This is a genomic window from Pseudomonas sp. 13B_3.2_Bac1 (genome assembly GCF_025466205.1).
Lineage (GTDB): Bacteria > Pseudomonadota > Gammaproteobacteria > Pseudomonadales > Pseudomonadaceae > Aquipseudomonas > Aquipseudomonas fluorescens_H.
This window is the reverse complement of sequence record NZ_JANLOG010000091.1, coordinates 95,312-117,886: the sequence shown is the minus strand read 5'-3', so window position 1 is coordinate 117,886 and position 22,575 is coordinate 95,312. Positions and strand designations below refer to the sequence as shown.

At 61.1% G+C, this 22,575-nt stretch carries 22 protein-coding genes; 16 read left to right on the top strand and 6 right to left on the bottom strand.

Annotated elements, in window-relative coordinates; all coding sequences use genetic code 11:
* Nucleotides 1-72 precede the first annotated feature (72 nt).
* Together NTD85_RS15200 and NTD85_RS15195 are read right to left on the bottom strand one after the other, a co-directional pair.
* Nucleotides 73-366, bottom strand: coding sequence for a putative quinol monooxygenase (locus tag NTD85_RS15200; protein WP_003225668.1), 294 nt, complete (start codon nucleotides 364-366; stop codon nucleotides 73-75).
* Between the two features lie 123 nt (nucleotides 367-489).
* Nucleotides 490-1,923, bottom strand: a complete 1,434-nt coding sequence (locus tag NTD85_RS15195; protein ID WP_262142564.1) for a PLP-dependent aminotransferase family protein — start codon at nucleotides 1,921-1,923, stop codon at nucleotides 490-492.
* Between the two features lie 312 nt (nucleotides 1,924-2,235).
* Between NTD85_RS15195 and NTD85_RS15190 the strand changes: the two genes are divergently transcribed.
* Nucleotides 2,236-2,676, top strand: a complete 441-nt coding sequence (locus tag NTD85_RS15190; protein WP_096797253.1) for a carboxymuconolactone decarboxylase family protein — start codon at nucleotides 2,236-2,238, stop codon at nucleotides 2,674-2,676.
* A gap of 293 nt (nucleotides 2,677-2,969) precedes the next feature.
* On the opposite strand, the gene NTD85_RS15185 is transcribed toward NTD85_RS15190, so the two are convergent.
* Nucleotides 2,970-3,284, bottom strand: coding sequence for a hypothetical protein (locus NTD85_RS15185; protein ID WP_262142562.1), 315 nt, complete (start codon nucleotides 3,282-3,284; stop codon nucleotides 2,970-2,972).
* 123 nt (nucleotides 3,285-3,407) lie between these two features.
* Here NTD85_RS15185 and NTD85_RS15180 point away from each other — a divergent pair, with 123 nt between their 5' ends.
* The 3 genes from NTD85_RS15180 to NTD85_RS15170 are packed head-to-tail and all read left to right on the top strand — an operon-like array spanning nucleotide 3,408 to nucleotide 5,675.
* Entirely contained in the window at nucleotides 3,408-4,157 is a 750-nt protein-coding gene (locus tag NTD85_RS15180; protein WP_262142561.1) for a secretin and TonB N-terminal domain-containing protein, read from the top strand.
* On the top strand, nucleotides 4,154-4,705 hold the full coding sequence (locus NTD85_RS15175; protein ID WP_262142560.1) for an RNA polymerase sigma factor: 552 nt from the start codon (nucleotides 4,154-4,156) through the stop codon (nucleotides 4,703-4,705). Before NTD85_RS15180 ends, NTD85_RS15175 begins: the two co-directional genes overlap by 4 nt.
* A gap of 31 nt (nucleotides 4,706-4,736) precedes the next feature.
* A complete protein-coding gene (locus NTD85_RS15170; protein ID WP_262142559.1) occupies nucleotides 4,737-5,675 on the top strand; it encodes a FecR family protein in 939 nt (312 codons plus the stop codon).
* A gap of 661 nt (nucleotides 5,676-6,336) precedes the next feature.
* Here NTD85_RS15170 and yihA read toward each other — a convergent pair.
* Nucleotides 6,337-6,987 carry a ribosome biogenesis GTP-binding protein YihA/YsxC gene (yihA, locus tag NTD85_RS15165; protein WP_003220309.1) on the bottom strand — a complete coding sequence of 217 codons (651 nt, stop codon included), beginning with the start codon at nucleotides 6,985-6,987 and terminating at the stop codon, nucleotides 6,337-6,339.
* Between the two features lie 191 nt (nucleotides 6,988-7,178).
* Between yihA and NTD85_RS15160 the strand changes: the two genes are divergently transcribed.
* From NTD85_RS15160 to NTD85_RS15130, 7 genes are all read left to right on the top strand, one after another.
* On the top strand, nucleotides 7,179-7,484 hold the full coding sequence (locus tag NTD85_RS15160) for a c-type cytochrome (protein WP_003220307.1): 306 nt from the start codon (nucleotides 7,179-7,181) through the stop codon (nucleotides 7,482-7,484).
* 32 nt (nucleotides 7,485-7,516) lie between these two features.
* Nucleotides 7,517-8,128, top strand: coding sequence for a c-type cytochrome (locus NTD85_RS15155; RefSeq protein WP_262142558.1), 612 nt, complete (start codon nucleotides 7,517-7,519; stop codon nucleotides 8,126-8,128).
* A 200-nt stretch (nucleotides 8,129-8,328) separates the two neighbouring features.
* The gene (locus NTD85_RS15150) at nucleotides 8,329-8,970 is read left to right on the top strand and encodes a thiol:disulfide interchange protein DsbA/DsbL (protein ID WP_262142557.1); all 642 of its coding nucleotides are present in this window, start codon (nucleotides 8,329-8,331) and stop codon (nucleotides 8,968-8,970) included.
* A gap of 14 nt (nucleotides 8,971-8,984) precedes the next feature.
* Nucleotides 8,985-9,863: an endonuclease/exonuclease/phosphatase family protein gene (locus NTD85_RS15145; RefSeq protein ID WP_103483967.1), complete on the top strand. Its 879-nt coding sequence runs from the start codon at nucleotides 8,985-8,987 to the stop codon at nucleotides 9,861-9,863.
* Nucleotides 9,860-11,965 carry a GGDEF domain-containing protein gene (locus NTD85_RS15140; RefSeq protein ID WP_262142556.1) on the top strand — a complete coding sequence of 702 codons (2,106 nt, stop codon included), beginning with the start codon at nucleotides 9,860-9,862 and terminating at the stop codon, nucleotides 11,963-11,965. The genes NTD85_RS15145 and NTD85_RS15140 overlap by 4 nt, the downstream gene beginning before the upstream one ends.
* 100 nt (nucleotides 11,966-12,065) lie before the next feature.
* Nucleotides 12,066-12,845 (top strand): N-acetylmuramoyl-L-alanine amidase, encoded by a 780-nt coding sequence (locus tag NTD85_RS15135; RefSeq protein WP_262142554.1) that lies wholly within the window; start codon nucleotides 12,066-12,068, stop codon nucleotides 12,843-12,845.
* A gap of 76 nt (nucleotides 12,846-12,921) precedes the next feature.
* Nucleotides 12,922-14,535 (top strand): EAL domain-containing protein, encoded by a 1,614-nt coding sequence (locus NTD85_RS15130; RefSeq protein ID WP_262142565.1) that lies wholly within the window; start codon nucleotides 12,922-12,924, stop codon nucleotides 14,533-14,535.
* Here NTD85_RS15130 and NTD85_RS15125 read toward each other — a convergent pair.
* Complete coding sequence (locus NTD85_RS15125) at nucleotides 14,532-16,322, bottom strand: KinB sensor domain-containing domain (protein WP_103519950.1); 1,791 nt, start codon at nucleotides 16,320-16,322, stop codon at nucleotides 14,532-14,534. The two genes, NTD85_RS15130 and NTD85_RS15125, sit on opposite strands and share 4 nt — an antisense overlap.
* Nucleotides 16,323-16,332: 10 nt before the next feature.
* Complete coding sequence (gene algB / locus NTD85_RS15120; protein ID WP_003220286.1) at nucleotides 16,333-17,679, bottom strand: sigma-54-dependent response regulator transcription factor AlgB; 1,347 nt, start codon at nucleotides 17,677-17,679, stop codon at nucleotides 16,333-16,335.
* A 426-nt stretch (nucleotides 17,680-18,105) separates the two neighbouring features.
* On the opposite strand from algB, the gene NTD85_RS15115 reads away from it, so the two are divergent.
* The 5 genes from NTD85_RS15115 to NTD85_RS15095 all read left to right on the top strand — a co-directional run bounded on the left by NTD85_RS15115 (nucleotide 18,106) and on the right by NTD85_RS15095 (nucleotide 22,560).
* The gene (locus NTD85_RS15115) at nucleotides 18,106-18,390 is read left to right on the top strand and encodes a hypothetical protein (RefSeq protein WP_047297449.1); all 285 of its coding nucleotides are present in this window, start codon (nucleotides 18,106-18,108) and stop codon (nucleotides 18,388-18,390) included.
* A 72-nt stretch (nucleotides 18,391-18,462) separates the two neighbouring features.
* Entirely contained in the window at nucleotides 18,463-18,627 is a 165-nt protein-coding gene (locus tag NTD85_RS15110) for a DUF1328 domain-containing protein (protein WP_003177151.1), read from the top strand.
* 2 nt (nucleotides 18,628-18,629) lie between these two features.
* Complete coding sequence (locus NTD85_RS15105; protein ID WP_262142553.1) at nucleotides 18,630-19,094, top strand: inhibitor of vertebrate lysozyme family protein; 465 nt, start codon at nucleotides 18,630-18,632, stop codon at nucleotides 19,092-19,094.
* A 702-nt stretch (nucleotides 19,095-19,796) separates the two neighbouring features.
* Nucleotides 19,797-21,128 carry a glutamate/aspartate:proton symporter GltP gene (gene gltP, locus NTD85_RS15100; protein ID WP_003220280.1) on the top strand — a complete coding sequence of 444 codons (1,332 nt, stop codon included), beginning with the start codon at nucleotides 19,797-19,799 and terminating at the stop codon, nucleotides 21,126-21,128.
* Nucleotides 21,129-21,330: 202 nt separating this feature from the next.
* Nucleotides 21,331-22,560, top strand: a complete 1,230-nt coding sequence (locus NTD85_RS15095; RefSeq protein ID WP_262142552.1) for a nucleoside recognition domain-containing protein — start codon at nucleotides 21,331-21,333, stop codon at nucleotides 22,558-22,560.
* The last annotated feature ends 15 nt before the right edge of the window (nucleotides 22,561-22,575 follow it).

Genomic DNA, 22,575 nt, shown 5'->3' with positions numbered 1-22,575 from the left:
CGGCAACAACCCCCCCACCAATTTTTGACCCATTGCGGGGGGGGGGGGGGGGGGCCCCGCGAAGGGGGCAGATCAGACGATTGGGAAGCTATTGAAATCCACGCTATTGGCCAACCGGCTATCGATCAGATCGATAAAGCCCTGCGCCTCAGGCCGGTTGAAGTGCGCCTGCATCGCCGCTTCCGACTGCCAGCGCGCACTCACGGTCCAGCGTTGGCTGTCCTCGGGGCAGCGGTCGACCATGTAGGCGTCGCAGCCCGGTGTCTGGCGCAGGGTGTCGACGATCTTCTGCAACTGCCGGCCGAGCTCTTCCGAACGGCCGGCGGCGGCGCGCACCTGGACGGTGTTGATCACTTCGTTGGACATTGCTCACACTCCTGAATCAGGCCGGACGAATCCTGCTCATTGAGGGATAACGCCAGTGCAGAATAGGCCTGCACCCCGTGATCACCAATAACCAATCGGCGGTTAATCGCCCAGACCAATGATTCACGCCACTTGTTGCAGAATGTCGCGCAGGCGATCCAGAGCGGTGTCGATATCGAGGGTTTCAATCGCACCGAAGCCGAAGTACAGGCCGCTCCTCACCGGTTGCTGGTAATGGAATCCGTCGATGGAATACAGCCCGACCTCGACTTTTTTCGCCAGTTCGATCACCAGCGGCAGGTCGATCGGCACCTTGCACAGCACCGCCATGTGGAACCCGGCACTGGGCGGTATCGCCTCCAGCCACGGCGCCAGATCCGTGGCCATGCGCGCCAGAATCCGCTCGCGGCGCTGGGCGTAAATCGCGTGGCAGCGGCGAATATGCTTGAGCAGGCGACCTTCAGCGATGAACTTGGCCAGCGCCCATTGCGGCAGGGTCGAGGCGTGCAGGTCGGTGAGTTGTTTGGCGCGGATCACCGCTTCGAGGATCGCCGGCGGCAGGATCGCGTAACCCAGGCGCAGCTCCGGTAGCAGAGTCTTGGAGAAGGTGCCGACGTAGGCCACGATGCCGCGCTGGTCGAGGCTGAACAGTGAGTCCGTCGGCCGCCCTTCGTAGCGGAACTCGCTGTCGTAGTCGTCCTCGATGATGATCGCGCCCAGCTCATGCGCCCGGGCCAGCAAGGCCTCGCGGCGCGCCTGGCTCATCGGCATGCCCAGCGGAAACTGGTGCGACGGGGTGACGTAAATCAGCCGCGTACCCTCGGGAATCTGTTCCACCACAATGCCTTCGGCATCCACCGGGATTCCGACCACTTCGGCACCGTGGGTGCCGAACAGCAACCGCGCGGGCGGATACCCCGGATCTTCCATCGCCACCCGACTGCCGGGGCTGATCAGCACGCGGGTGATCAGGTCCAGCGCCTGTTGCGCGCCGTTGCACACCACGATGTCCTCGTCCTGACAGTTGATCCCGCGCGAGAACGCGATGTGCCGGGCAATCGCATTGCGCAGCGCCGGCAGACCCTCGGGCACGCTGTAGAAGCCTTTGGACCCGGCCATCTGGCGCATCGCGTGCGACACGCAGCGGCGCCAGTCGTCATGCGGGAACTGGCCCTTGCTGGTGGCGCCGCCGATGAAGTCATAGCGCAACGAACCTTCCAGCGACGGGTGGCGCAAAAACACCGGGAGATTGCGCCAGCGCTCGATCACCTCGGCGCTGGCCAGTTCGGTGTGGCTTTGCTTGCGCTGAATCTGCGCCGGGCGGGCGTTGACGTAGGTGCCTTTGCCGATCACCCCGGTGAGGAAATTTTCGTAAGTCAGCTGCGCGTAGGTGTCGGAAATGGTCTTGCGCGAGATCCCCAGTTGCTCGGCCAGCAGACGGCTGGGCGGCAACTGCGTACCGGCGGCCAGACGCCCGGACTCGATGGCGCCGCGCAGCTGGTTGTACAGCTGGCCGGCGAGGTCCTTGCGGCCATTGATCACGACGTGAAGTTCCATACCGACGCGGCTCCGGGGGGGCGATTGGGGTGTCGGCCAGATTAACTCTGTTGCGTGATTGGCAGTAGTTGCGCAGCACAAAAACCCGAAATTGGCCTAGACCCCCTGTGGGAGCGAGCTTGCTCGCGAATGCGGTGGGTCAGTCAACACTTTAGTAGCTGACACGACGCCTTCGCGAGCAAGCTCGCTCCCACAGGGGATCTGTGTAGAGGTTGAGGGCAGTGGTGTGGCGGTTTTTCGTGGAATTGGGGCTGTGACGCCGGCAGTTCTGCGCTTACCGTGAACTCATCATTCCGCTTCCCGAGACCTGCCATGTCCCCGCGTCTGGACTACTACAACGCATCGCCCAAGGCGATGAAAGCGATGATCGCCATGGAGGCGCTGACCAGCGACCTGAGCATCGAGGCGCCGCTGTTGCAACTGATCAGGATCCGCGCCTCGCAGCTCAATGGCTGCGCGTTCTGCACCGACATGCATTCGGTGGACGCGCGGCGGGCCGGGGAGAGTGATCGGCGTTTGTATGCGATCGCGGTGTGGCGCGACAGCGGCTTTTTCAATCCCCGTGAACGCGCCGCCCTGGGCTGGGCTGAGGCCGTGACGCTGTTGGCGGAAAGTCATGTGCCGGACGATGTTTATCAGTTGGCCAAAGCGCAATTCAGCGAAGCCGAACTGGTGGATCTGACCATGGCCGTCACCACCATCAACAGCTGGAATCGCCTCGCAGTAAGCTTTCGCCAAACCCCAAGCGACTGACGTGCACAAAACCCTGTGGCGAGGGAGCTTGCTCCCGCTCGGCTGCGCAGCAGTCGCAAAACCTTTGCATGCGGTCTGTCAGTTAAAACCGGTTCGGCAGATTTGGGGGCGCTGCGCACCCCAGCGGGAGCAAGCTCCCTCGCCACAAAGTTTGGTCTTCAGTTTGGTGGGCGGTGAGCTTTCGTCAGCTCCAAAGTGACTGAAGATCAAAAGATCGCAGCCTTCGGCAGCTCCTACATTCGATCCCATGTAGGAGCTGCCGAAGGCTGCGATCTTTTGACTTTGATGTTTCCCTAATTCGGTGGGCGCTGTGGTTTGACTGACGTCCCAAGCGTATTCCCCATCCGTGTACTGGTCGCGGCCGGGGTTGCGAGGCCAACCTGATTCGGTGGCCGCTTGTTCACCGGCACATTCAGTGCTTCCTGATTCTTTTCCGCGGCGGCAGCCCCTTCCGGGTTGTTGCCCATCTGCTGACTCAGGCAGTCGTAATTCGGCGCCTTGTAGCCGCCCACCGTCACCTCCACACAGCCCAGCGGCTGTTCGGCGTGGGCACTGGCGAAGGCGCTCAGCAGCAGCCCGCCGAGGGCGAATTTCCACAGTGATTTCATGCAAGCCTCCTGGCCGGCCCGAAGCGGCCGTTCTCTGATTGCAGTCTAGTGCAAGCCTTGCGCGAATCCCGTGATGGTTTTTTTGCACCGCCCGTCACACCAGATTCATAAACAGCCATCAGGATGACGGTTTTCAGGGGTACGTCAGCCGTGCAGCGAGGCAGTTCCAGGGACGGTCTTCAGCGTTCAGCGACTCTTGTGCGCCGGGTGGGTCTGGGGCTGCTGCTTGGCTGGTTCAGCGGCGGGGTGACAGCCGAACCGGTGCCGGCGGACATGCGCATGACGCTGCACATCCCGGCGCAGGACCTGGCCCGGGCGCTGGATCAGTACAGCCACGCTACCGGGGTGGCGGTGCTGGTCGACAGTCAGTTGAGTCGTGGCCGGCGCTCATTGGCGGTCGATGGCGAATACACCGCTGCCGACGCCTTGCGCCGTTTGCTCGGCGGCAGTGGCCTGATGGCGCGTTACGCCCGCGACGATGCGTTCACCTTGCAAGTGGCGCAGGTCGAGGACGTGCCGTCGGCCCTGGACAAACCCACGCCGGCCAGCGCCGCCGTGAGTCGCAGCTACGCCACCGCCGTGCAAGCGGTGATCGAGCGCAACCTGTGCCGTTCGCCGCTGACCCGCCCGGGCAGTTATCGCGCGGTGTTACAGGTCTGGGTCGGGCGCGACGGCGTGGTGCAGCACAACCGGTTGGTCACTTCGACCGGTGATGAACGGCGCGATACCGCGCTGGTGGAGAGCTTTCGCAATCTCAGGATCGACCGGCCGACGCCCAGCGCGTTGCGTCAGCCGGTCACGTTGCTGTTGTTACCGGAGTCGTCAGGGAAACGCATGGAATGCACCAAATGGGAAGGAGTTTCCGGGGGATGAAAGACACCGGACAAGGTTCGATGGTCCAGCTGTTCCTGACGTCCTACGAGGACTTTCGGGTGCGCTTGCGCAGGCGTCTCGGCTCGGAAGACCTGGCCAACGACGTGCTGCACGAAACCTACCTGCGGGTCGACCGCATGGAAACGCCGCCGAACCTGCTGCGGCCCAACGCCTACCTCTATCGCATGGCCCTGAACATCGCCGCCGACCGCCGTCAGGCCGATGCGCGGCTGCTCACCGGCGAGGAAGTCGAAGAGTTGCTGCAAGTCGGCGACGAAGCGCTGGATCCGGCGCGAGTGGTCGGTGGGCAAAAGGAAATCCAGTCGCTGCTCAGCGCCCTCTACGAGCTGCCAGCGCGGCGTCGCAGAATCTTCATCGCGGCGCGTCTGGAAGAGGCGCCGCACCTGGAAATCTCCCAGCGCTTCGGCATTTCCACGCGCATGGTCGAGAAGGAAATCAAAGCCGCGTTGGGGCACTGCGCAGCGAAACTGGAAAGAAAAGTGTTTCAGCGGTTCGGTCGCGGGGCCGGAAAACCGTCATCTGAATAGTGCCCGATCAATTCGTTGAGAACCTGCGCGTTTGAACATCTTTCGACTGACACCTGCCAAGCCATCGGCGGCCGACAATCTGCACAGCGAAGCCCACGACTGGCTGGTCCTGCTGACCTCGGGCCGCGCCACCGTGGCCGACGCCCGGGCGTTGCGCGACTGGTGCGCGCAAAGCGCCGAACATGCCCGCGCTTTCGAAGAGGCCAAGATTTTGTGGCACAACCTGCAGCCTGCCGCTGAAATGCTGCAATCGCCTCGGCGCTTCGGTCGCCGGGCGTTTCTCGGTGGCGCCATTGCTGCGTCGGCGGCGTTTCTGCTGGTGCGCGGGACGATTCCCGGTGGCTTTGAAGGGCTCGGCGCGGACTACATCACCGAAGTCGGCCAGCAGAAACGTTTCGAACCGGCCGATGGCGTGCGCCTGGAACTCAACACCCAGACCCGCATCAACCAGCGCTCCGGCGATGACGGCGTGCAGGGTTTCGAACTGGTCAGCGGCGAAGTCGAAGTACAGACCGCGCGGTTGCCACTGGCGATGCAGGCCGGGGGCGGGTGGTTGCGGGCGAGTCAGGCGCGGTTCAATCTGCGTAACACCGATCAGCAAGTCTGCGTGACCTGCCTGGATGGTTCGGTGGACGTCAATGTCGATGGTCGCAGCCTGCGCCTGCAGCCGGGTGAACAACTGACCTACGACGCGCAGCAAGTGGGCGCGGTGCAGAGCGTCGACACCGCAGCGGTGATGAACTGGCGCCAACAGGTACTGGTATTCAACGGCGCAACCCTCAGCCAGATGATCGACGAGATCAACCGCTACCGCCCCGGCATGTTGCTGCTGCTCAACCGCGACCTCGGCCAACGCCGCGTCCAGGCCCGCTTCAGCCTCGACCAACTCGCCGGCGTCGCCCTGCTGATCCGCGACGCCTACGGCGTCAAATGCACCGAACTCCCCGGCGGCGTCGTCGTCCTCAGCTAACCCAATCCACCAACCCCACCACCCCCTGTGGGAGCGAGCTTGCTCGCGAAGGCGGCCTTCCAGCCAACTCATCTCTCTCAGACTGCATACCATCCACTTGTAGGAGTGAGCCTGCTCGCGATGTCAGCCCGACAGCCGACCAATATCTACCGGCTTGTGGGTGCTGGCCTCTACCAGCGATGACAGCTCACAAGCCAACCATTCCCCAACTGACCAAACCCAATCCAATTGTGGGAGCGGGGGGGGGGGGGGGGGGGGGGGGGGGGGGCCCCCCCCCCCCCCCCCCCCCCCCCCCCCCCCGAAGCGCGCTTATTTCGAAACGCGCCTGGGGTTATTCCAAAGCTTTTTGAAAAAAATCTGAACTAATCTGACAACTCACTACTCAGAGATACTGAATGGCTGGTGAAGCCCTTCAATGCTCCTATGTTGTGTTAAGTGTTGGCAGATATCTGAACCCCGCCCTAGCGGTTCGGAGCTTAAACCCCGGAACTTCTCCCTCCCCATATGAAGTCCGGGGCTTTTTTTGCCTCAAAACTGCCTGTGGCGCAGCCATGCTGCGTTAAAAGCGCAACAAAAAATGCTCATTTAGGTCCCCTAAACTCCGCTTTTTTGTTGCACTTTTGCCTTGCCTGGCAGCACCACAGACAGTTTTGATATTCCCTTATTCTGCCTCGGTCGCCGCTTCGGCGCCCTTGTCCGCCAGTTCCATCCAGCCTGCCAACACAGTGTAGGCCTCTTCCAGACCCATGCGTTTTGGCGCCGAGAACAGCTGGATCGTCACCAGATCACCCCAGCCCTTGCGGATTTCCGACTGCACTTTCAGCAGCGTGTTCTTGGCGGCGCCATAGGTCAGCTTGTCGGCCTTGGTCAGCAGAATGTGCATCGGCATGCCGGCGGCAACGGCCCAGTCGAGCATCAGCAGGTCGAAATCGGTCATTGGATGACGGATGTCCATCATCAGAATCAAACCCTTCAAACTCTCGCGGCCACCGAGGTAAGCCTCGAGGTGACGCTGCCAGTGTTGCTTGAGCGGGATCGGTACTTTTGCATAACCGTAGCCCGGCAGGTCGACCAGACGCCGTTCATCGTCTAGCTTGAAGAAGTTCAACAGCTGTGTGCGACCCGGAGTTTTCGAGGTGCGCGCCAGGCTGGCGTGAGTCAGGGTGTTCAGTGCGCTGGATTTACCGGCGTTGGAACGACCGGCGAACGCCACTTCGAAGCCTTCGTCGTCAGGGCATTGATCGACTTTGGCGGCACTGAGCATGAACGTGGACTGTTGGCACAGGCCGAGGATGGGATTCTTGAGTTGCATGGGATTTCCGATGTGGGCGGCGCCGGGATTGGGCGCGGAACGCGGTGTCGCTTCCGTTTCAGTGACGCCAGTATATAATGCCGCAGATTTTGTGTGTGCTTTGTCCCAGCGAAGGATGAAGTTCACGAGAGCCAAAGACCTTGATTGCGCATCAGAACGCAGAACGCTCTCAACCCTGAAAAGGTCGTTTTATGACGAAATGGCTGCTGGCTGCCGGAGTCCTGATACCGCTTTGCGGCGCACAGGCTACACAGGAACCGGAAGCCGTGTACAACCGTGTTTGTGGTGCCTGTCATTCCGGCCAACTACCCATGGCGCCCGAAAGAGGCGATCAGGCAGCTTGGACGCCGAGGTTGGCGAAAGGTATGGGGACGCTGGTGCAACACGTGACCCAGGGTTTCAAGGCGATGCCGCCGCGTGGTTTGTGCATGGACTGCAGTGCCGAGGATTACCAGGCCATCATCCTTTGGATGAGCGAGAGTAAACCCGGTCCATAACTCTTAACCCTTAGCCGTAGTTGGATTAGCTGATGAACAAATTGATCGTGAGTCTGCTGTTGACCGTGGGAATTTCAGGCTTCGCCCATGCTGCCGGTGATGCCGCCGCCGGCCAGGCGAAAGCTGCCGTATGCGGAGCCTGCCATGGCCCGGATGGCAACAGCATGGCGCCAAACTTCCCGAAACTGGCAGGTCAGGGTGAACGCTACCTCGACAAGCAGTTGCACGACATCAAATCGGGCAAGCGCGTCGTTCTGGAAATGACCGGCCTGCTGACCAACTTGAGCGATCAGGATCTGGCTGACATCGCCGCCTACTTCGCCAGCCAGAAAGGTAGCGTCGGCGCCGCCGATCCAAAAATCGTCGCCCGTGGTGAAGCCCTGTTCCGTGGCGGCAACCTGGACAAAGGCCTGCCAGCCTGTACCGGCTGCCACTCGCCGAACGGTGCCGGCAACGCCGCCGCAGGCTTCCCGCACCTGGGTGGCCAACACGCTCAATACATCGCCAAACAACTGACCGAGTTCCGCAAGGAAGAAGGCGGTCGCGCCAACGACGGCGACTCCATGCCAATGCGCACCATCGCACGCAAACTGAGCGACGAAGACATCGCCGCGGTCGCCAGCTACATCCAGGGCCTGCACTAACCGCCCTGAATCGAGCGTTAACGCTGATGGACATCTCCTGCAACGTTAACGCTCGATTAATCCGTCGCAGCAAGTATAAAAAGGGTGGCTTTGGCTGCCCTTTTTTGTGGCCGCTGCCGTTACACTACAGAACTCATGCCCGCCAGGATCTGTCTGAAAACAGGTCGCGCGAGGCGACCAAAATTGTCCAGGAGTAAAGCATGCGTAATCTGATCATCAGCGCCGCTCTCGTCGCTGCCAGCCTGTTCGGCTTCACCGCCCAGGCTGCCGAAGCACCCGCCGCCCCTTACGTCGAGCTGGCCAACCCGGTGCCGGTGGCAGAGCCTGGCAAGATCGAAGTGGTGGAGCTGTTCTGGTACGGCTGCCCGCACTGCTACTCCTTCGAGCCAGTGATCAATCCCTGGGTTGAAAAACTGCCATCCGACGTCAACTTCGTGCGTATTCCGGCCATGTTCGGCGGCGCGTGGGATGCTCACGGCCAGATGTTCCTGACCCTGGAAGCGATGGGCGTCGAGCATAAGGTTCACGCTGCGGTATTCAATGCCATCCAGAAAGAACGCAAACCTCTGACCAAGCCCGAAGACATGGCTGACTTCCTTGCCACTCAGGGCGTGGACAAGGACAAGTTCCTGGCCACCTTCAACTCGTTCGCCATCAAGGGTCAGATCGTAAAAGCCAAAGATTTGGCCAAGAAGTATGAAATCTCCGGCGTTCCAACCATGATCGTCAACGGCAAATACCGCTTTGACGTCGGCTCTGCCGGTGGCGAGAAAGAAGCGCTGCAACTGGCTGATCAACTGATCGCCAAAGAGCGAGCGGCCAACAAGGCAGCTGCCAACTAAGCGCGGTAATCGCCATGCGCCGCTGGGGCACCGAACGCATCGTTGGCCTGCATGATCCGCAGGTCAACGAGCATCACCTGGAGTCCACGGGCCTGCCCGCAGACCATCGTCTGCGCTTGCTCAGCTTCAACATCCAGGTCGGCATCAGCACCGAGCGCTATCGGCACTACCTGACCCGCAGCTGGCAGCATCTGCTGCCGCACACCGGGCGCTCAGGCAATCTGCAAAAAATCGGCGACCTGCTTGGCGACTTCGATCTGGTCGCCCTGCAGGAAGCCGATGGCGGCAGCCTGCGCTCAGGCTACGTCAATCAAGTCGAACACCTGGCCCACCTCGGCGCCTTCCCCTACTGGTATCAACAACTCAATCGCAACCTCGGCCGACTGGCCCAGCACAGCAATGGCGTGCTCAGTCGCCTGAAGCCGTGGGCGATCGAAGATCATCCGCTACCCGGCCCGAAAGGTCGCGGCGCGATCCTGCTGCGCTTCGGCGAAGGTCCGGAGGCGCTGGTAGTGGTGATGATGCACCTGGCCCTCGGCGCCCGGGTGCGCAGCTTGCAACTGGCCTACATTCGCGATCTGATCGGTGGCTACAAGCACCAGATATTGATGGGCGACATGAACACCCATGCCAGTGATCTGCTACAACACTCACCGTTACGCGATCTCGGCCTGCTGGCCCCGCAGATGGAAGCGACGTTCCCCAGCTGGCGGCCGCAGCGTTGCCTGGATCATATTTTGCTCAGCCCGACCCTGACCCTGGAAAAGGTCGAAGTGCTGGCTCAACCCATTTCCGATCACCTGCCGGTCGCGGTAGAGATCCGTCTGCCGGGTTCGCTCACGGCCGATGCATTGCCCGCGATGAGTCCTGCCCCTCGCGGAACCCCTGAATGAGCGACGACGCCCAGCGCTGGAAAGAGAAGTACCTTAAAAGCATCGAACAACAGGACAAGCTCGAACGTCGCTGGGCCGCCCGGCTCGACTTGCTGCGTCGCGGTCTGGTGCGCAGCACGCTGGCCGCTGAAGGCACCGACAAAGTCGTTGATCAGTGCATGAAAGAGATGCGCGACGTGGTGCGCACCGACGACATGGACGCTGGCCTCGCTGCCCTGCTGCCGCGCCTGGAAAAAGCCGTGCTCGACTCCGAGCAGCGTCGCGAGACCCGAATCGATCAGGTCAGCACCGCGCTGACCGCACTGGTCACCCAACTGCAAGCCTTGCCGCTGCCTCGGGAAGTCGCTCAGCCGCTGAAAAAATTCGCCAAGCAACTCGACAGCCGGGTCGGCCAGGCGCGGGAAATGCCGCTGTTGCTGAGTGAACTCAGCGGTTTGCAGGGCAAGGCGCTGAGCCAGCTGGAAACGCCGGCCGAGCCGGACCGTCCGGGCTTTCTGCAGCGTTTGTTTGGCAGCCGCGACAGTGAAGAGGCAACAGCCGCGCCGCCGGCCCCGGATCAGCCTCAAGCGCCTGCGCCATCCAGCGCGGGACCTGCGCCAGAGCCAGAGCCAGAGCCAGAGCCAGAGCCCGTGCCCGTGCCCGTGCCGACAAAAGCAATCGAACCGGTGCCGGCAGCGCCGGTCACCGCAGAGACCATAGCGCAACCACCGGAGGCTGAGCTTCAGCAAACGCCAGCCGTGCAACCCCAGGCCGAATCGCCCGTGGTTTCATTTGTACCACCCGTGGTTGCGGTCGAGCCGATCAGCGAACCCGCTGCCGCGCCCGCACTGCCGGCAACCGAACCGGAAGTCGCGCGGCCGGCCCCCCCGATCACATCACCAGCCCTGGTTGCCGCGATCAACCCCGACGAGTTGATCCACCCCGGTGACAGCCCGACACCGTTGCTGCTCGACAGCCTGCCCCTGCCCGAACCGATCGCCCAGGCCCTGGCCGCCATCGACCCGGAGCAACCCGAGCAGGACATTCTGTTCGCCCTGCCCGACTCGCCGGAGCCGTCCTACAGCTCGGTGGCCAAACACATTGAAGACACGTTGATCGGGCTGCTCGACGACCTGACCTTGCCCGAGCGCCATCGCCCGCAGGCCGAGGCGATGCGCGACCGTTTGAAAAATGGCCTGAACTGGTACGAACTGCTGCCGATTCTCGACGATCTTGCGACCTTGATGCTGGCCATTACCGACAGCGGCCAGCACGAGTTCGAAGCCTATCTGCAACAACTCAACGAACGCCTCGAAGCGTTCCAGAGCAACTTGCAGGCCGCCAGCGAGGGCCACGCCGACAACAGCTCGGCGGCGCGGGCAATGGACACGCAGATCCGCGAGCAAGTCGACGGCTTGCAGACCAGCATGCAGGAAGCGGCCGATCTGGATGACCTCAAACAGGTGCTGGAGAACCATCTCGAAGGCCTGCTCGGCACCATGGACCAGCACCAGAAACAACGTGATGCCCGCGAGCAGGAAGTGGCGGCACGTCTCAAGGGTCTGGCCGAGCGCGTGGCGCACATGGAGCAGGAAGCCCTGGGCTTTCGCGAGCACCTGGAAGAACAACGGCAGAAAGCCCTGATCGATCCGCTGACCGGCCTGCCCAACCGCGCCGCCTGGAGCGAACGGCTGGAACACGAGATCAAGCAGTGGCAGCAACACGGCAACACCTTGAGCCTGGCGATGCTCGACCTCGATCATTTCAAGCGCATCAATGACAACTACGGCCATCTGGCCGGCGACAAGGTACTGAAGATCATCGCCACCGTACTGCGCAAACGCCTGCGCGGTGCAGATTTCATTGCCCGCTTTGGTGGCGAAGAATTCGTTCTGCTGCTGCCGGCGACCACGCCGGCCGTGGGCGCCAAACTGCTGGAAAGCCTGCGCGCGGCGATCGAAGCCTGCCCGTTTCACTTCAAGGGTGAACGGGTGACGATCACCATTTCCATGGGCCTGGCGTCGTTCAGGACGGGAGAACACAGCGATCTGGTGCTCAAAAGAGCCGATCAGGCGCTGTACCGCGCGAAAAATGCCGGGCGCAACCGGGTCGAGCTGGGCTGAGCAATTGTTCCATTTTGTTTAAATCAGCTCGTCGGCCGTCGAGACGCAAGGCAGTACGTTACACTGTTGCATTACTGTCTTGTGTGTATTGCCTTCTGCCATGAAATTTTTTGCCCTCCTCGCGTCGCTGCTCGTTCTGGCCGGTTGTGCCAGCGCCCCGCGTTACGACACCAGCCATCCTTCGGCCAATCACGACAGCCGCGTGCAGTTCGTGATCGTGCATTACACCTCTGCATCGCTGGCACGTTCGCTGCAGCTGTTGACCCACGGCGAAGTCAGCAGTCACTACCTGATCGGCGACGACAAAAGCGCCACCATCTACAAACTGATGGATGAAAACCAGCGTGCATGGCATGCCGGGGAAAGTCAGTGGCAGGGCCGCACCTGGCTCAACTCCAGCTCGATCGGCATCGAAATCGTCAATCCGGGCTTCAAGGACACGCCGACCGGGCGCCGCTGGTTCCCGTACAGCGAAGCGCAGATCCAGTCACTGATCGTTCTGCTCAAGGACATCAGCCAACGCCAAGGCATCAGCCCGCGCCACATCATCGGCCACAGCGACATCGCCCCCCTGCGCAAACTCGACCCCGGCCCACTGTTCCCGTGGAAACGTCTGGCTGCCGAAGGCCTGGGCGTATGGCCCGATGAACAAGCGGTGGCCCGCCAGCAGGCGCAGTTCAGCGCCGAACTGCCGAGCATCAGCTGGTTTCAGGAACAGCTGGCGCGCGTCGGTTACGACACTCCGCAAACCGGCGAGCTGGATGTCGCGACCCGTCATGTACTCGCCGCCTTCCAGATGCACTTCCGACCTTCACGCTTCGACGGTACGCCGGACGCACAAACGGCGGCATTGTTGTTGGTACTCAACCAGACAAAATAATGACGCCCGCCCGACGGTCAGGGCGAAACCGTCATCAGCAGCTATAACTCATTGGTAATTCTTCGGATATTCCATGATGGTTGCTACCCGAGCGACGCTGCGTAGCTGGTTCTATCGCCCGTGGTTTTTGGCGATGATCGCGGCTGTCCTCAGCGCTGCGCTGCTGATCACCGGTGGGATGTTCTTCGCCATGCACCAGATCGAACAGAACGAGAGCCAGGAGATGAACGCTCAGGGCGAGCGTTTTCTGGCTCGTCTGGAGCAACTGTTCGGGCAATTGCGCGAAAGTCTCGACGACCTCGAGGCGCAGCCGTTACGCAGTTGCGATGACGAAATGATCGCCACCCTGCAACAGGTCACCTTCAACTATCGCTTCGTCTATGAAGCGGCCTACATGGACGGCAAGCGAATCTGCTCCAACCGGCCCCGGCAAGAAGGGTTGTCGGTCGTCCGTGCGCCGGACATCAAAGGCCCGACTTACAGCTACTGGCTCAACACAACCACCGAACCCGATGAAAACCGCGCAGCCCTGATGCTCGGGCGCGGCAATTTCCGCGTGGCCACATCCCGTGGGCATTTGACTGACATGGTCGACTTGCCACCGGACAGCAGCCTGCTGGTGGTGCTCGATCACGGCAAGCGAGCTATTCCGGTACTCGGCAAAGCCCAGGCATGGCCACCGACCGAGGCCTGGCCGCCAAAAAGCCGCGAGGCCCTGCAAGTCACCCAGTCACGGCTAATCTACCGCATGCCAACTAAAAATCCGGAATACCAGTTGGTGCTGATCACGCCACGAACCGGCATGCACATTCCCACCGTCTGGTGGTGGATGGTGCCGGTCTGCCTGCTGCTTGGAGCGTTGTCGGGGTTTCTGGTGTTTCTGCTGGTGCGCCAGCGTCAGTCGCTGGACGCCGAGCTTCAGGGCGCGATTCGTCGCGGCGAACTGCAAGTGCTGTATCAACCGATCTTCGACCTCGACAGCCGCAACTGCGTGGGCGCCGAAGCCCTGCTGCGCTGGCGCCGGCCGGACGGTACGTTGACCAGTCCCGACCTGTTCATCCCCATGGCGGAAAACACCGGGCAGATTCGCCAGATGACCGATTTCGTCCTGCAACGGCTGCTTGAACAACTGGGGCCGGTGCTGCGCGCCAACCCGCAGCTGTATATCTCGGTCAATCTCGCCGCGTGCGACGTGATGGTGCCGCGCATCGGTCAGGTCATGGCCAAGCTGTTGACCCTGCACCGGGTCGCGGCGCGGCAGATTGCCTTTGAGGTCACCGAACGCGGGCTGATCGACGTGGTGGTGGCGCGGGAGAACCTGCAAGCCTTGCGTGATGTAGGCCACCAGGTGCTGATCGATGATTTCGGCACTGGCTACTGCAGCCTCGCCTATCTGCAGACGCTGCCGGTGGATTGCCTGAAAATCGACAAGGCCTTCATCGATGCCCTCGGCCATGACGCCGCCAGCAGCGGCGTTGCTCCGCACATCATTCACATGGCGCAGGCACTGGATCTGAAGGTGATCGCCGAGGGCATCGAGCACGAAGCACAAGCGGTGTTTCTCAGCAGTGAGGGGGTCAAGTTCGGTCAGGGCTGGCTGTTCGCCCAGGCACTGAGCGCGGTGCAGTTCATCGAACTGATCACCCGTGGACGGCGCCTCGCCGGGCGCCGGCTGGACGACGAAGCCTAGACCGCCAGCGCCATGTAGAACTGCGTGCCCTGCCCCGGCCGCGAATAGACGCCCATCCGCCCGCCATGCAACTGCACAATTTCCTTGCACAGTGCCAGGCCAAGGCCGGCGCCGCCCTTCTTGCGCCCGACCTGCACGAACGGTTCGAAAATCCGCCCCTGCTGACCGTAGGCAATGCCTTCGCCGTTGTCTTCGACACTGATGATCACCCGCTCGCCATGCCGGCGCGCTTGCAGGCGGATCTGCCCGTCGCGGGCGGTATGACGCAGGGCGTTGTCGATCAAGTTGTCGAGCACCCGTTCAAGTTGCGCCTGATCGGCCTGCAGACGCGGCAACGGCCCCTGCACTTCGACGTTCAAGGCAATGCCCTTGGCCGCCGCCGAATCGGCGAAACGCGATTGCGCCTGCTCCAGCAAATCTTCGATGGAACACGGCGCCAGGGTGAGTTTCTGCAAACCGTTCTGATAGCGCGAGAAGTTGAGCAAGTCGTTGATCAACTGCATCAGGCGCTGCATCTCTTCGTTGACCGTGTCGAGCAGGTCCGCCTCCCGTGACTCCGGGGGAAACTTCGCCCGCTCGCGAAACAGCCCGAACGCCATGTGCATGCCGGTGACCGGCGTGCGCAGCTCATGGGAGGCGCGCAGCACGAACTCACTGCGTACCCGTTCGAAGGCGCGCTGCTCGGTGACGTCGTGCAGCACCATCACCGCGCCAAGAATATGCCCCTGGGTGTGGCTGACCGGAGTCAGGCTATAGGTCAACAAGCGTGATTCGCCATCGACCTCGATGCTCAAATCCTCCGGAGCGCGCTCAAGGGTGCCGCCGCGCAGCACCAGTTGCAGTTGCGCGTCGAGCTCCGGGCGCTCGAGCGCAGTGCCAAGGCCCTGCCCCAAGCGGTCACTGTCCCAGCCCAACTGGCGCTGGGCCACCGGATTGAGGTGCTCCAGATGCCCTTCGCGGTCGATCATCAACAAACCGTCGTCGATGCTGTCGAGCACCGCCTGCAAGCGCTGCTGGCCGGCCAGCAGCTCGTCGATATTGGTCGCCTGATGCTCGCGCAGCGCCTCGGCCATGAGGCCGAAGCGCTTGGTCAGCTGGTTCATTTCCATCGCCGAGGAAATCGGCAGCGTGACTTCGAAATTGCCCTGGCCGATGTTGTCCGCCGCTTGCGCCAGCGCCTCGATCGGCGCGCCGAAGCGCCGGGCAATCGCATGGGCAGTGACAAACCCGATGATCAACACCGCCAGCCCTACCAGTCCGAGCAAGCCTGAGACCAGCAGCGCCCGCTCCCGGGCGTCATGCTGTACCGCGTTGATGTTGTCCAGCGCATGCTTGTGTTCGGCGATCAGACCGTTGCGCAAGGTGTTGAAGCGCTCTCTCAGTTCGCTGTTGCCACTGAGCACGTTGCCTGGGTCACGCGACTGCTCGAACGCCTGGAGAAAACTCAGGTAATCGGCTTTGGCCTGGGTAAACCCGTACTGTCGGCCATCGCCGTCTGCCTCCTGCGAAATGCCTTCATCGAGTAATTGCAGGTAATGCTGCTTGGACGCCTCGAACGCCGCGGGATCGGGCTTTTCAGCCAGCATCAGCACCAATTGGTCGCCGAGGGTCTGGCGCAATTTGAGCCCCAGATCCAGGGTCACGAAGTTGCTGCGGATCGTCGCTTCCTGTGTACCGGCCATCTGCATCACGCTGACCAGCCCGAGCAACAGCCCGAGCAAGGCGACCGTGATCAGCGCAGAAATACTCAGGAACAAGCGAGTGCGCAACTTCATCGCCAGCTTCATCGTCGGGCGCTCACAGGTTGTACTGCTTGCGTTTGCGATAAAGGGTCGACGCATCGATGCCCAGGGTTTTCGCCGCCTGATCGAGGGTGCCTGCCGTCGCCAGCACCGCGCCGATGTGGGCTTTTTCCAGCTCATCGAGACTCAGCGCCGCGCCGACCCGTGGTGCGTTGTTCGCCGGTTGCTCGGCCATGCCCAGGTGGCTGATTTCCACGCGTTCCTGCGGGCAAATGATGCTCGCGCGCTCCACCACGTTACGCAGCTCACGGATGTTGCCCGGCCAGCGATAACCCAGCAGCGCCTCTCGGGCCTCGTCACTGAAGCCCCGGGCCGGACGCGCGTACTCTTTGACGAAGCGCGCGAGGAAACGGTCAGCCAGGGTCAGAATGTCTTCGGCACGCTCGCGCAGTGGCGGCAGATGCAGGGTGATTACGTTGAGGCGATAGAGCAGGTCTTCACGGAAGCGCCCGTCGCGTACCATGTCCTCAAGGTTGAGGTTGGTCGCCGCAAGAATCCGCACATCGGCGCGGCGGGTCACCGGATCCCCTACCCGCTCGTATTCCTTGTCCTGAATAAAACGCAGCAACTTGGGTTGCAATGTCAGCGGAAAATCGCCGATCTCGTCGAGAAACAGCGTACCGCCGTCAGCCTGATTGACTCGACCAAGCGTGCTTTCGCTGGCGCCGGTAAACGCACCGCGACTGTGGCCGAACAGCTCGCTTTCCATTAGCTCGGCAGTCAACGACGGGCAATTGATGGTCACGCAGGATTTCTTCTCACGCTTGCTCCAGCCGTGAATGGCCCGGGCCAGTTCGCCCTTACCCGTGCCGGATTCGCCGAGGATAAGGATGTTGGCGTCGGTACCGGCGACCTGACGTGCTGTTTCCAGCACGACTTTCATCGCCGGGCTGTGGGAGTCGAGGCCGTCCTTGGGTTTGCGGATCTCGCCTTCGAGCGCTTCCAGGCGCGCCGAGAGCTGGCGCACTTCCAGTTGCTTGGCGGTGGCCAGACGCAACTGGTCGGGGCTGCACGGTTTGACCAGATAGTCGGCGGCGCCCGCCTGGATCGCGTCCACGGCGGTATCGACTGCCGAGTGCGCGGTGACGATCACCACGCGCATCCACGGCGCCTGAACGCGCATCTGCGCCAGTACATCGAGACCGTTGTCTTCACCCAGACGCAAATCAAGGAAGCACAGGTCGAACACCTGACGTTGCAACAATGCCTCAGCCTGGGCCGCGCTGTTGGCGGTGGCCACCGTATAACCTTCGTCTTCGAGGCAGTAACGAAAGGTTCGCAGGATGGCGGACTCGTCGTCCACCAGCAGAATGCGGCCTTGATGCTCAGTGGCAGATTCCATTTTTCCTACGCTCCATAGTGATTGATCTTGGGTTAGTCCCGGAAAAATCGGGCAAGTTGCATGGTTGATTCTGAACGATGCGAGCCATAGGAGGGTAGCTCTCTCCTGCATTAACGGCCAATCCATTGATTTTGTTGAGTTTTTAAACAATCACCGATTTGCAGGGGGTTCCCTGCGTACTTTTCTGACATCCGGGACGTGCTCTCAATTCAATAAGAATGAAATCTCCTACGAAATAATCGTGCATTCCGCACGACCGTAGACGACCCATCGTGCAGGATGCGTCCGTCGCTGAATTTTCATCACTTATAACTCATTGATTTTATTGAATATTTTTCAAATAAAAAACTGGCATGCAGCCTGCAATAACTCATTCAGCCCGGGCAGATTCCACTGCCCCCACCGAATAAGAGTGAGGAACCCAGGATGACTCGCCAACGTGCCGCCCAAGTGCGTATCTCGCCACTGCATATTCAGCAAGGCCTGTTTGGCGTACTTGCGCTGTTGATCACCCTGATCGCCTGCCAGCAATACCTGAGCTGGGAAAACAGCCAGAAGCCTGAGCCGCTGATCTCGATTCAACACAGCACGCAGACGCACTTCAGCGCCGTCAGCAGCAGTCAGGCCGAAAGCGCCTCGATGCGCATGATGGATGTCGATCAGCCACAGCCGCTGGATCAACTGCCACGTGAAGAGCGCTGGGTTTTCTGACGAACCGAAGAATTCGGGCGCATCGCGCCGGAACACGCAATATCCCTAAATAGAGAAGTAAGGAGAATCACCATGTTGAGCTGGGCAATTACATTCTTGATCATTGCCATCATCGCCGCCGTACTGGGCTTCGGTGGTATCGCGGGCACCGCCACGGGTATCGCCAAGATTCTCTTTGTCGTGTTCCTGGTGATGTTCATCGCTTCCTTCTTCTTTGGCCGTCGCGGCCGAGGTTAACGATGATTGCTTTAAAGACACTGGCAGCCGCCCTGCTTATGGGCGGTAGTGCCATGGCGATGGCGGCCAATGATGGCCAGGCGCGGGTCAACGAGCTGCTCAGCTCCGACCCGCAATACCGGGACACCTGGCAAGGCGTTGTGAAGCACGAAGAACGCCTGCCGGAATGGGTGATGAACCTGTCCGGCACACCAGACCAGCAGATGAATGCCGTGACTGAAGATGGCGACAAGTACCTGGTCGGGCCGCTCTGCGAATCCGCAGACAAGTGCCTCAACCATCGCTTGATCGTGGCTTTCAGCTTCGACAAGAAAGACGCGTACGCCATGCTCGTCGATGTGCCCGAAGGATTGCCGGCCGACAAGTCGCCCACGCGACATGCGACCTACCGCTTCCTTGGCAAACCGAATCAGGGCATGCAAAACCTGTTGATGGAAACGCTGAAGAAAGATCCGAACTGGTACTGATTCGAACATGAGGGCAGCGCCCCGCTGCCCTTTATTGCGCCTGCCCGAGGAAGGCCGGCGCATGACCAGGGGGCCGGGACGTTCTGACTGTTACAGGGTCGGAGTGACCTACGGGTACAGGGAGTGCCTGCGCGAGGGCCGGGTCAGGGTAAAAGCTGCGACGCAGGTTCGCCGACCCACAGCGGTTCGACGGACTTGCGCTGAGCTTTGTCCGATGCAAAAACATTGATCTAGAGCGTCCTGCTCGTCTTTTAATGCCTCACACTGCGCGCGAAAACATTTCGCGGTGTTTCCTGGCGACCGTATATCGAGAAAGAGTCCCTTTAAACAGTGGGAGATCTAGTCTGCAAATGTAGGCTTTTTCCTAAATTTTCCGACGAATTCACTCGTTCAAAAAATAACCAACCTCGGCTGTAATGGCCGGTTCACGGCACTTATGCCGGCTGAAATGTCGTAATCGAACCGGTTGGGACGCCAGTTTCAATTAAAAAAGCTCATGCCGATTCGGCATAGGGTAGGCGTTTACGGCATTAGACGGCGCAACCTTGCATCGGAATAGTTGCGCCTTTTTTCGCCTGCCGAAGAGCCGTAAACACGCGCTTCGGGGCACCTTATACGGAGGCAGATGCACAGACTTTTCCGCTGAAAGAGCGTTCCAGTTCCTGCATGTGCCTGAGTCAAACGCAAGTAAGGGTAAAGATAATGAAGAAGGCAAAACTCAGCCTCGCCTGGCAGATCCTCATCGGTCTGGTATTAGGGATTGCAATCGGTGCGTTGCTCAACCACTTCAGTGCCGAGAAAGCCTGGTGGATCAGCAACGTCCTGCAACCGGCAGGCGATATCTTTATCCGTCTGATCAAGATGATCGTGATCCCGATCGTCATCTCTTCCCTGATCGTCGGCATTGCTGGCGTGGGCGACGCCAAGAAGCTCGGGCGTATCGGCCTAAAGACCATCATCTACTTCGAAGTCGTCACCACCATCGCGATCATCGTCGGTCTGGTGCTGGCCAACGTGTTCCACCCGGGCGCCGGCATCGACATGAGCACCCTGGGCACAGTGGATATCTCCAAGTACCAGGCGACCGCCGCCGAAGTGCAGCATGAACACGCGTTCATCGAGACCATCCTCAACCTGATCCCGTCGAACATCTTCGCGGCCATGGCCCGCGGCGAGATGCTGCCGATCATCTTCTTCTCCGTGCTGTTCGGTCTCGGTCTGTCGAGTCTGCAGTCGGACCTGCGCGAGCCGCTGGTGAAGATGTTCCAGGGCGTCTCGGAAAGCATGTTCAAAGTCACCCACATGATCATGAACTACGCCCCGATCGGCGTGTTCGCCCTGATCGCGGTGACCGTGGCCAACTTCGGCTTCGCCTCGCTGCTGCCGCTGGCCAAACTGGTGATCCTGGTTTACGTCGCCATCGCTTTCTTCGCCTTCGTGGTGCTGGGCCTGATCGCCAAGCTGTTCGGCTTCTCGGTGATCAAGCTGATGCGCATCTTCAAGGATGAGCTGGTCCTGGCTTACTCCACTGCCTCCTCGGAAACCGTGCTGCCACGCGTCATCGAGAAGATGGAAGCCTACGGCGCACCGAAAGCCATCTGCTCCTTCGTGGTACCGACCGGCTACTCGTTCAACCTCGACGGTTCGACCCTGTACCAGTCGATCGCCGCGATCTTCATTGCCCAGCTGTACGGCATCGACCTGTCGATCAGCCAGCAACTGCTGCTGGTACTGACCCTGATGGTGACCTCCAAAGGCATCGCCGGCGTACCGGGCGTGTCCTTCGTGGTGCTGCTGGCGACTCTGGGCAGCGTGGGTATCCCACTGGAAGGCCTGGCGTTCATCGCCGGTGTCGACCGCATCATGGACATGGCGCGTACCGCACTGAACGTGATCGGCAACGCCCTGGCAGTCCTGGTTATCGCGCGTTGGGAAGGCATGTACGACGACGCCAAGGGCGAGCGCTACTGGAACTCCCTGCCGCACTGGCGTAGCAAGGAAAAACTGCCGGCTGGCGAGATCTCCAAGCCATAATGCAAACCCCTGTGGGAGCGAGCTTGCTCGCGAAGAGGCCGGCACATCCAACAATTATGTTGATTGACACACCGCCTTCGCGAGCAAGCTCGCTCCCACAGTGACTGATGCAAGCCTTACCGACAAACCCCGGAGCAATCCGGGGTTTGTCGTTTCTGGCGACCCCGCTATCATTCGCCGCATCTTCCGGGGGATTTGACTGATGCTTAATGGCCTGTGGCTTGGCTTCTTCGTCGTGGCAGCAATATCTGCGCTGGTGCAGTGGCTGGTCGGTGGCAACGCCGGGATTTTCGCAGCGATGGTGGAAAGCATTTTCGCCATGGCCAAACTCTCGGTCGAGGTCATGGTGTTGCTGTTCGGCACGCTGACCCTGTGGCTGGGCTTTCTGCGCATCGCCGAAAAGGCCGGGATCGTCGAATGGCTGGCCAAGGTGCTCGGCCCGCTGTTTCTGCGGCTGATGCCGGAAGTCCCGGCCGGTCACCCGGCCCTCGGTCTGATCACCCTGAACTTCGCCGCCAATGGCCTGGGCCTGGACAACGCCGCCACGCCGATCGGCCTCAAGGCGATGAAAGCGCTGCAAGAGCTCAACCCCAGCACGACCATCGCCAGCAACGCGCAGATCCTGTTCCTGGTGCTCAACGCCTCGTCGCTGACCCTGCTGCCGGTGACGATCTTCATGTACCGCGCCCAGCAAGGCGCCCCGGACCCGACCCTGGTGTTTCTGCCGATCCTGCTGGCGACCAGTTGCTCGACCATCGTCGGCTTCCTCTCGGTGGCGTTCATGCAGCGCCTGCGTATCTGGGACCCGGTGGTGCTGGCCTATCTGATTCCGGGCGCACTGATCCTCGGCGGCTTCATGGCGCTGCTGGCGACGATGTCGGCCACAGCGCTGGCCGGGCTGTCGTCGATCCTTGGCAACCTGACGCTGTTCGGCCTGATCATGCTGTTCCTGCTGATCGGCGCGTTACGCAAGGTCAAGGTTTACGAGGCGTTCGTCGAGGGCGCGAAGGAGGGCTTCGACGTCGCCAAGAACCTGCTGCCGTATCTGGTGGCGATGCTCTGCGCGATCGGCGTGCTGCGTGCTTCCGGAGCGCTGGACTTCGGCCTCGACGGCATTCGGCATCTGGTGCAGTGGGCCGGTTGGGACACACGTTTCGTCGATGCATTGCCGACCGCGATGGTCAAACCGTTTTCCGGCAGCGCCGCACGGGCGATGCTGATCGAGACCATGAAAACCTCCGGCGTCGACAGCTTCCCGGCACTGGTCGCGGCGACGATTCAGGGCAGTACCGAGACCACGTTCTATGTGCTGGCGGTGTATTTCGGTGCGGTGGGGATTCAGCGGGCGCGGCACGCGGTGGGTTGTGCGTTGCTGGCAGAACTGGCCGGCGTACTCGGCGCCATCGGCGTCTGCTACTGGTTCTTCGGTTAACCACAAATCCCCATT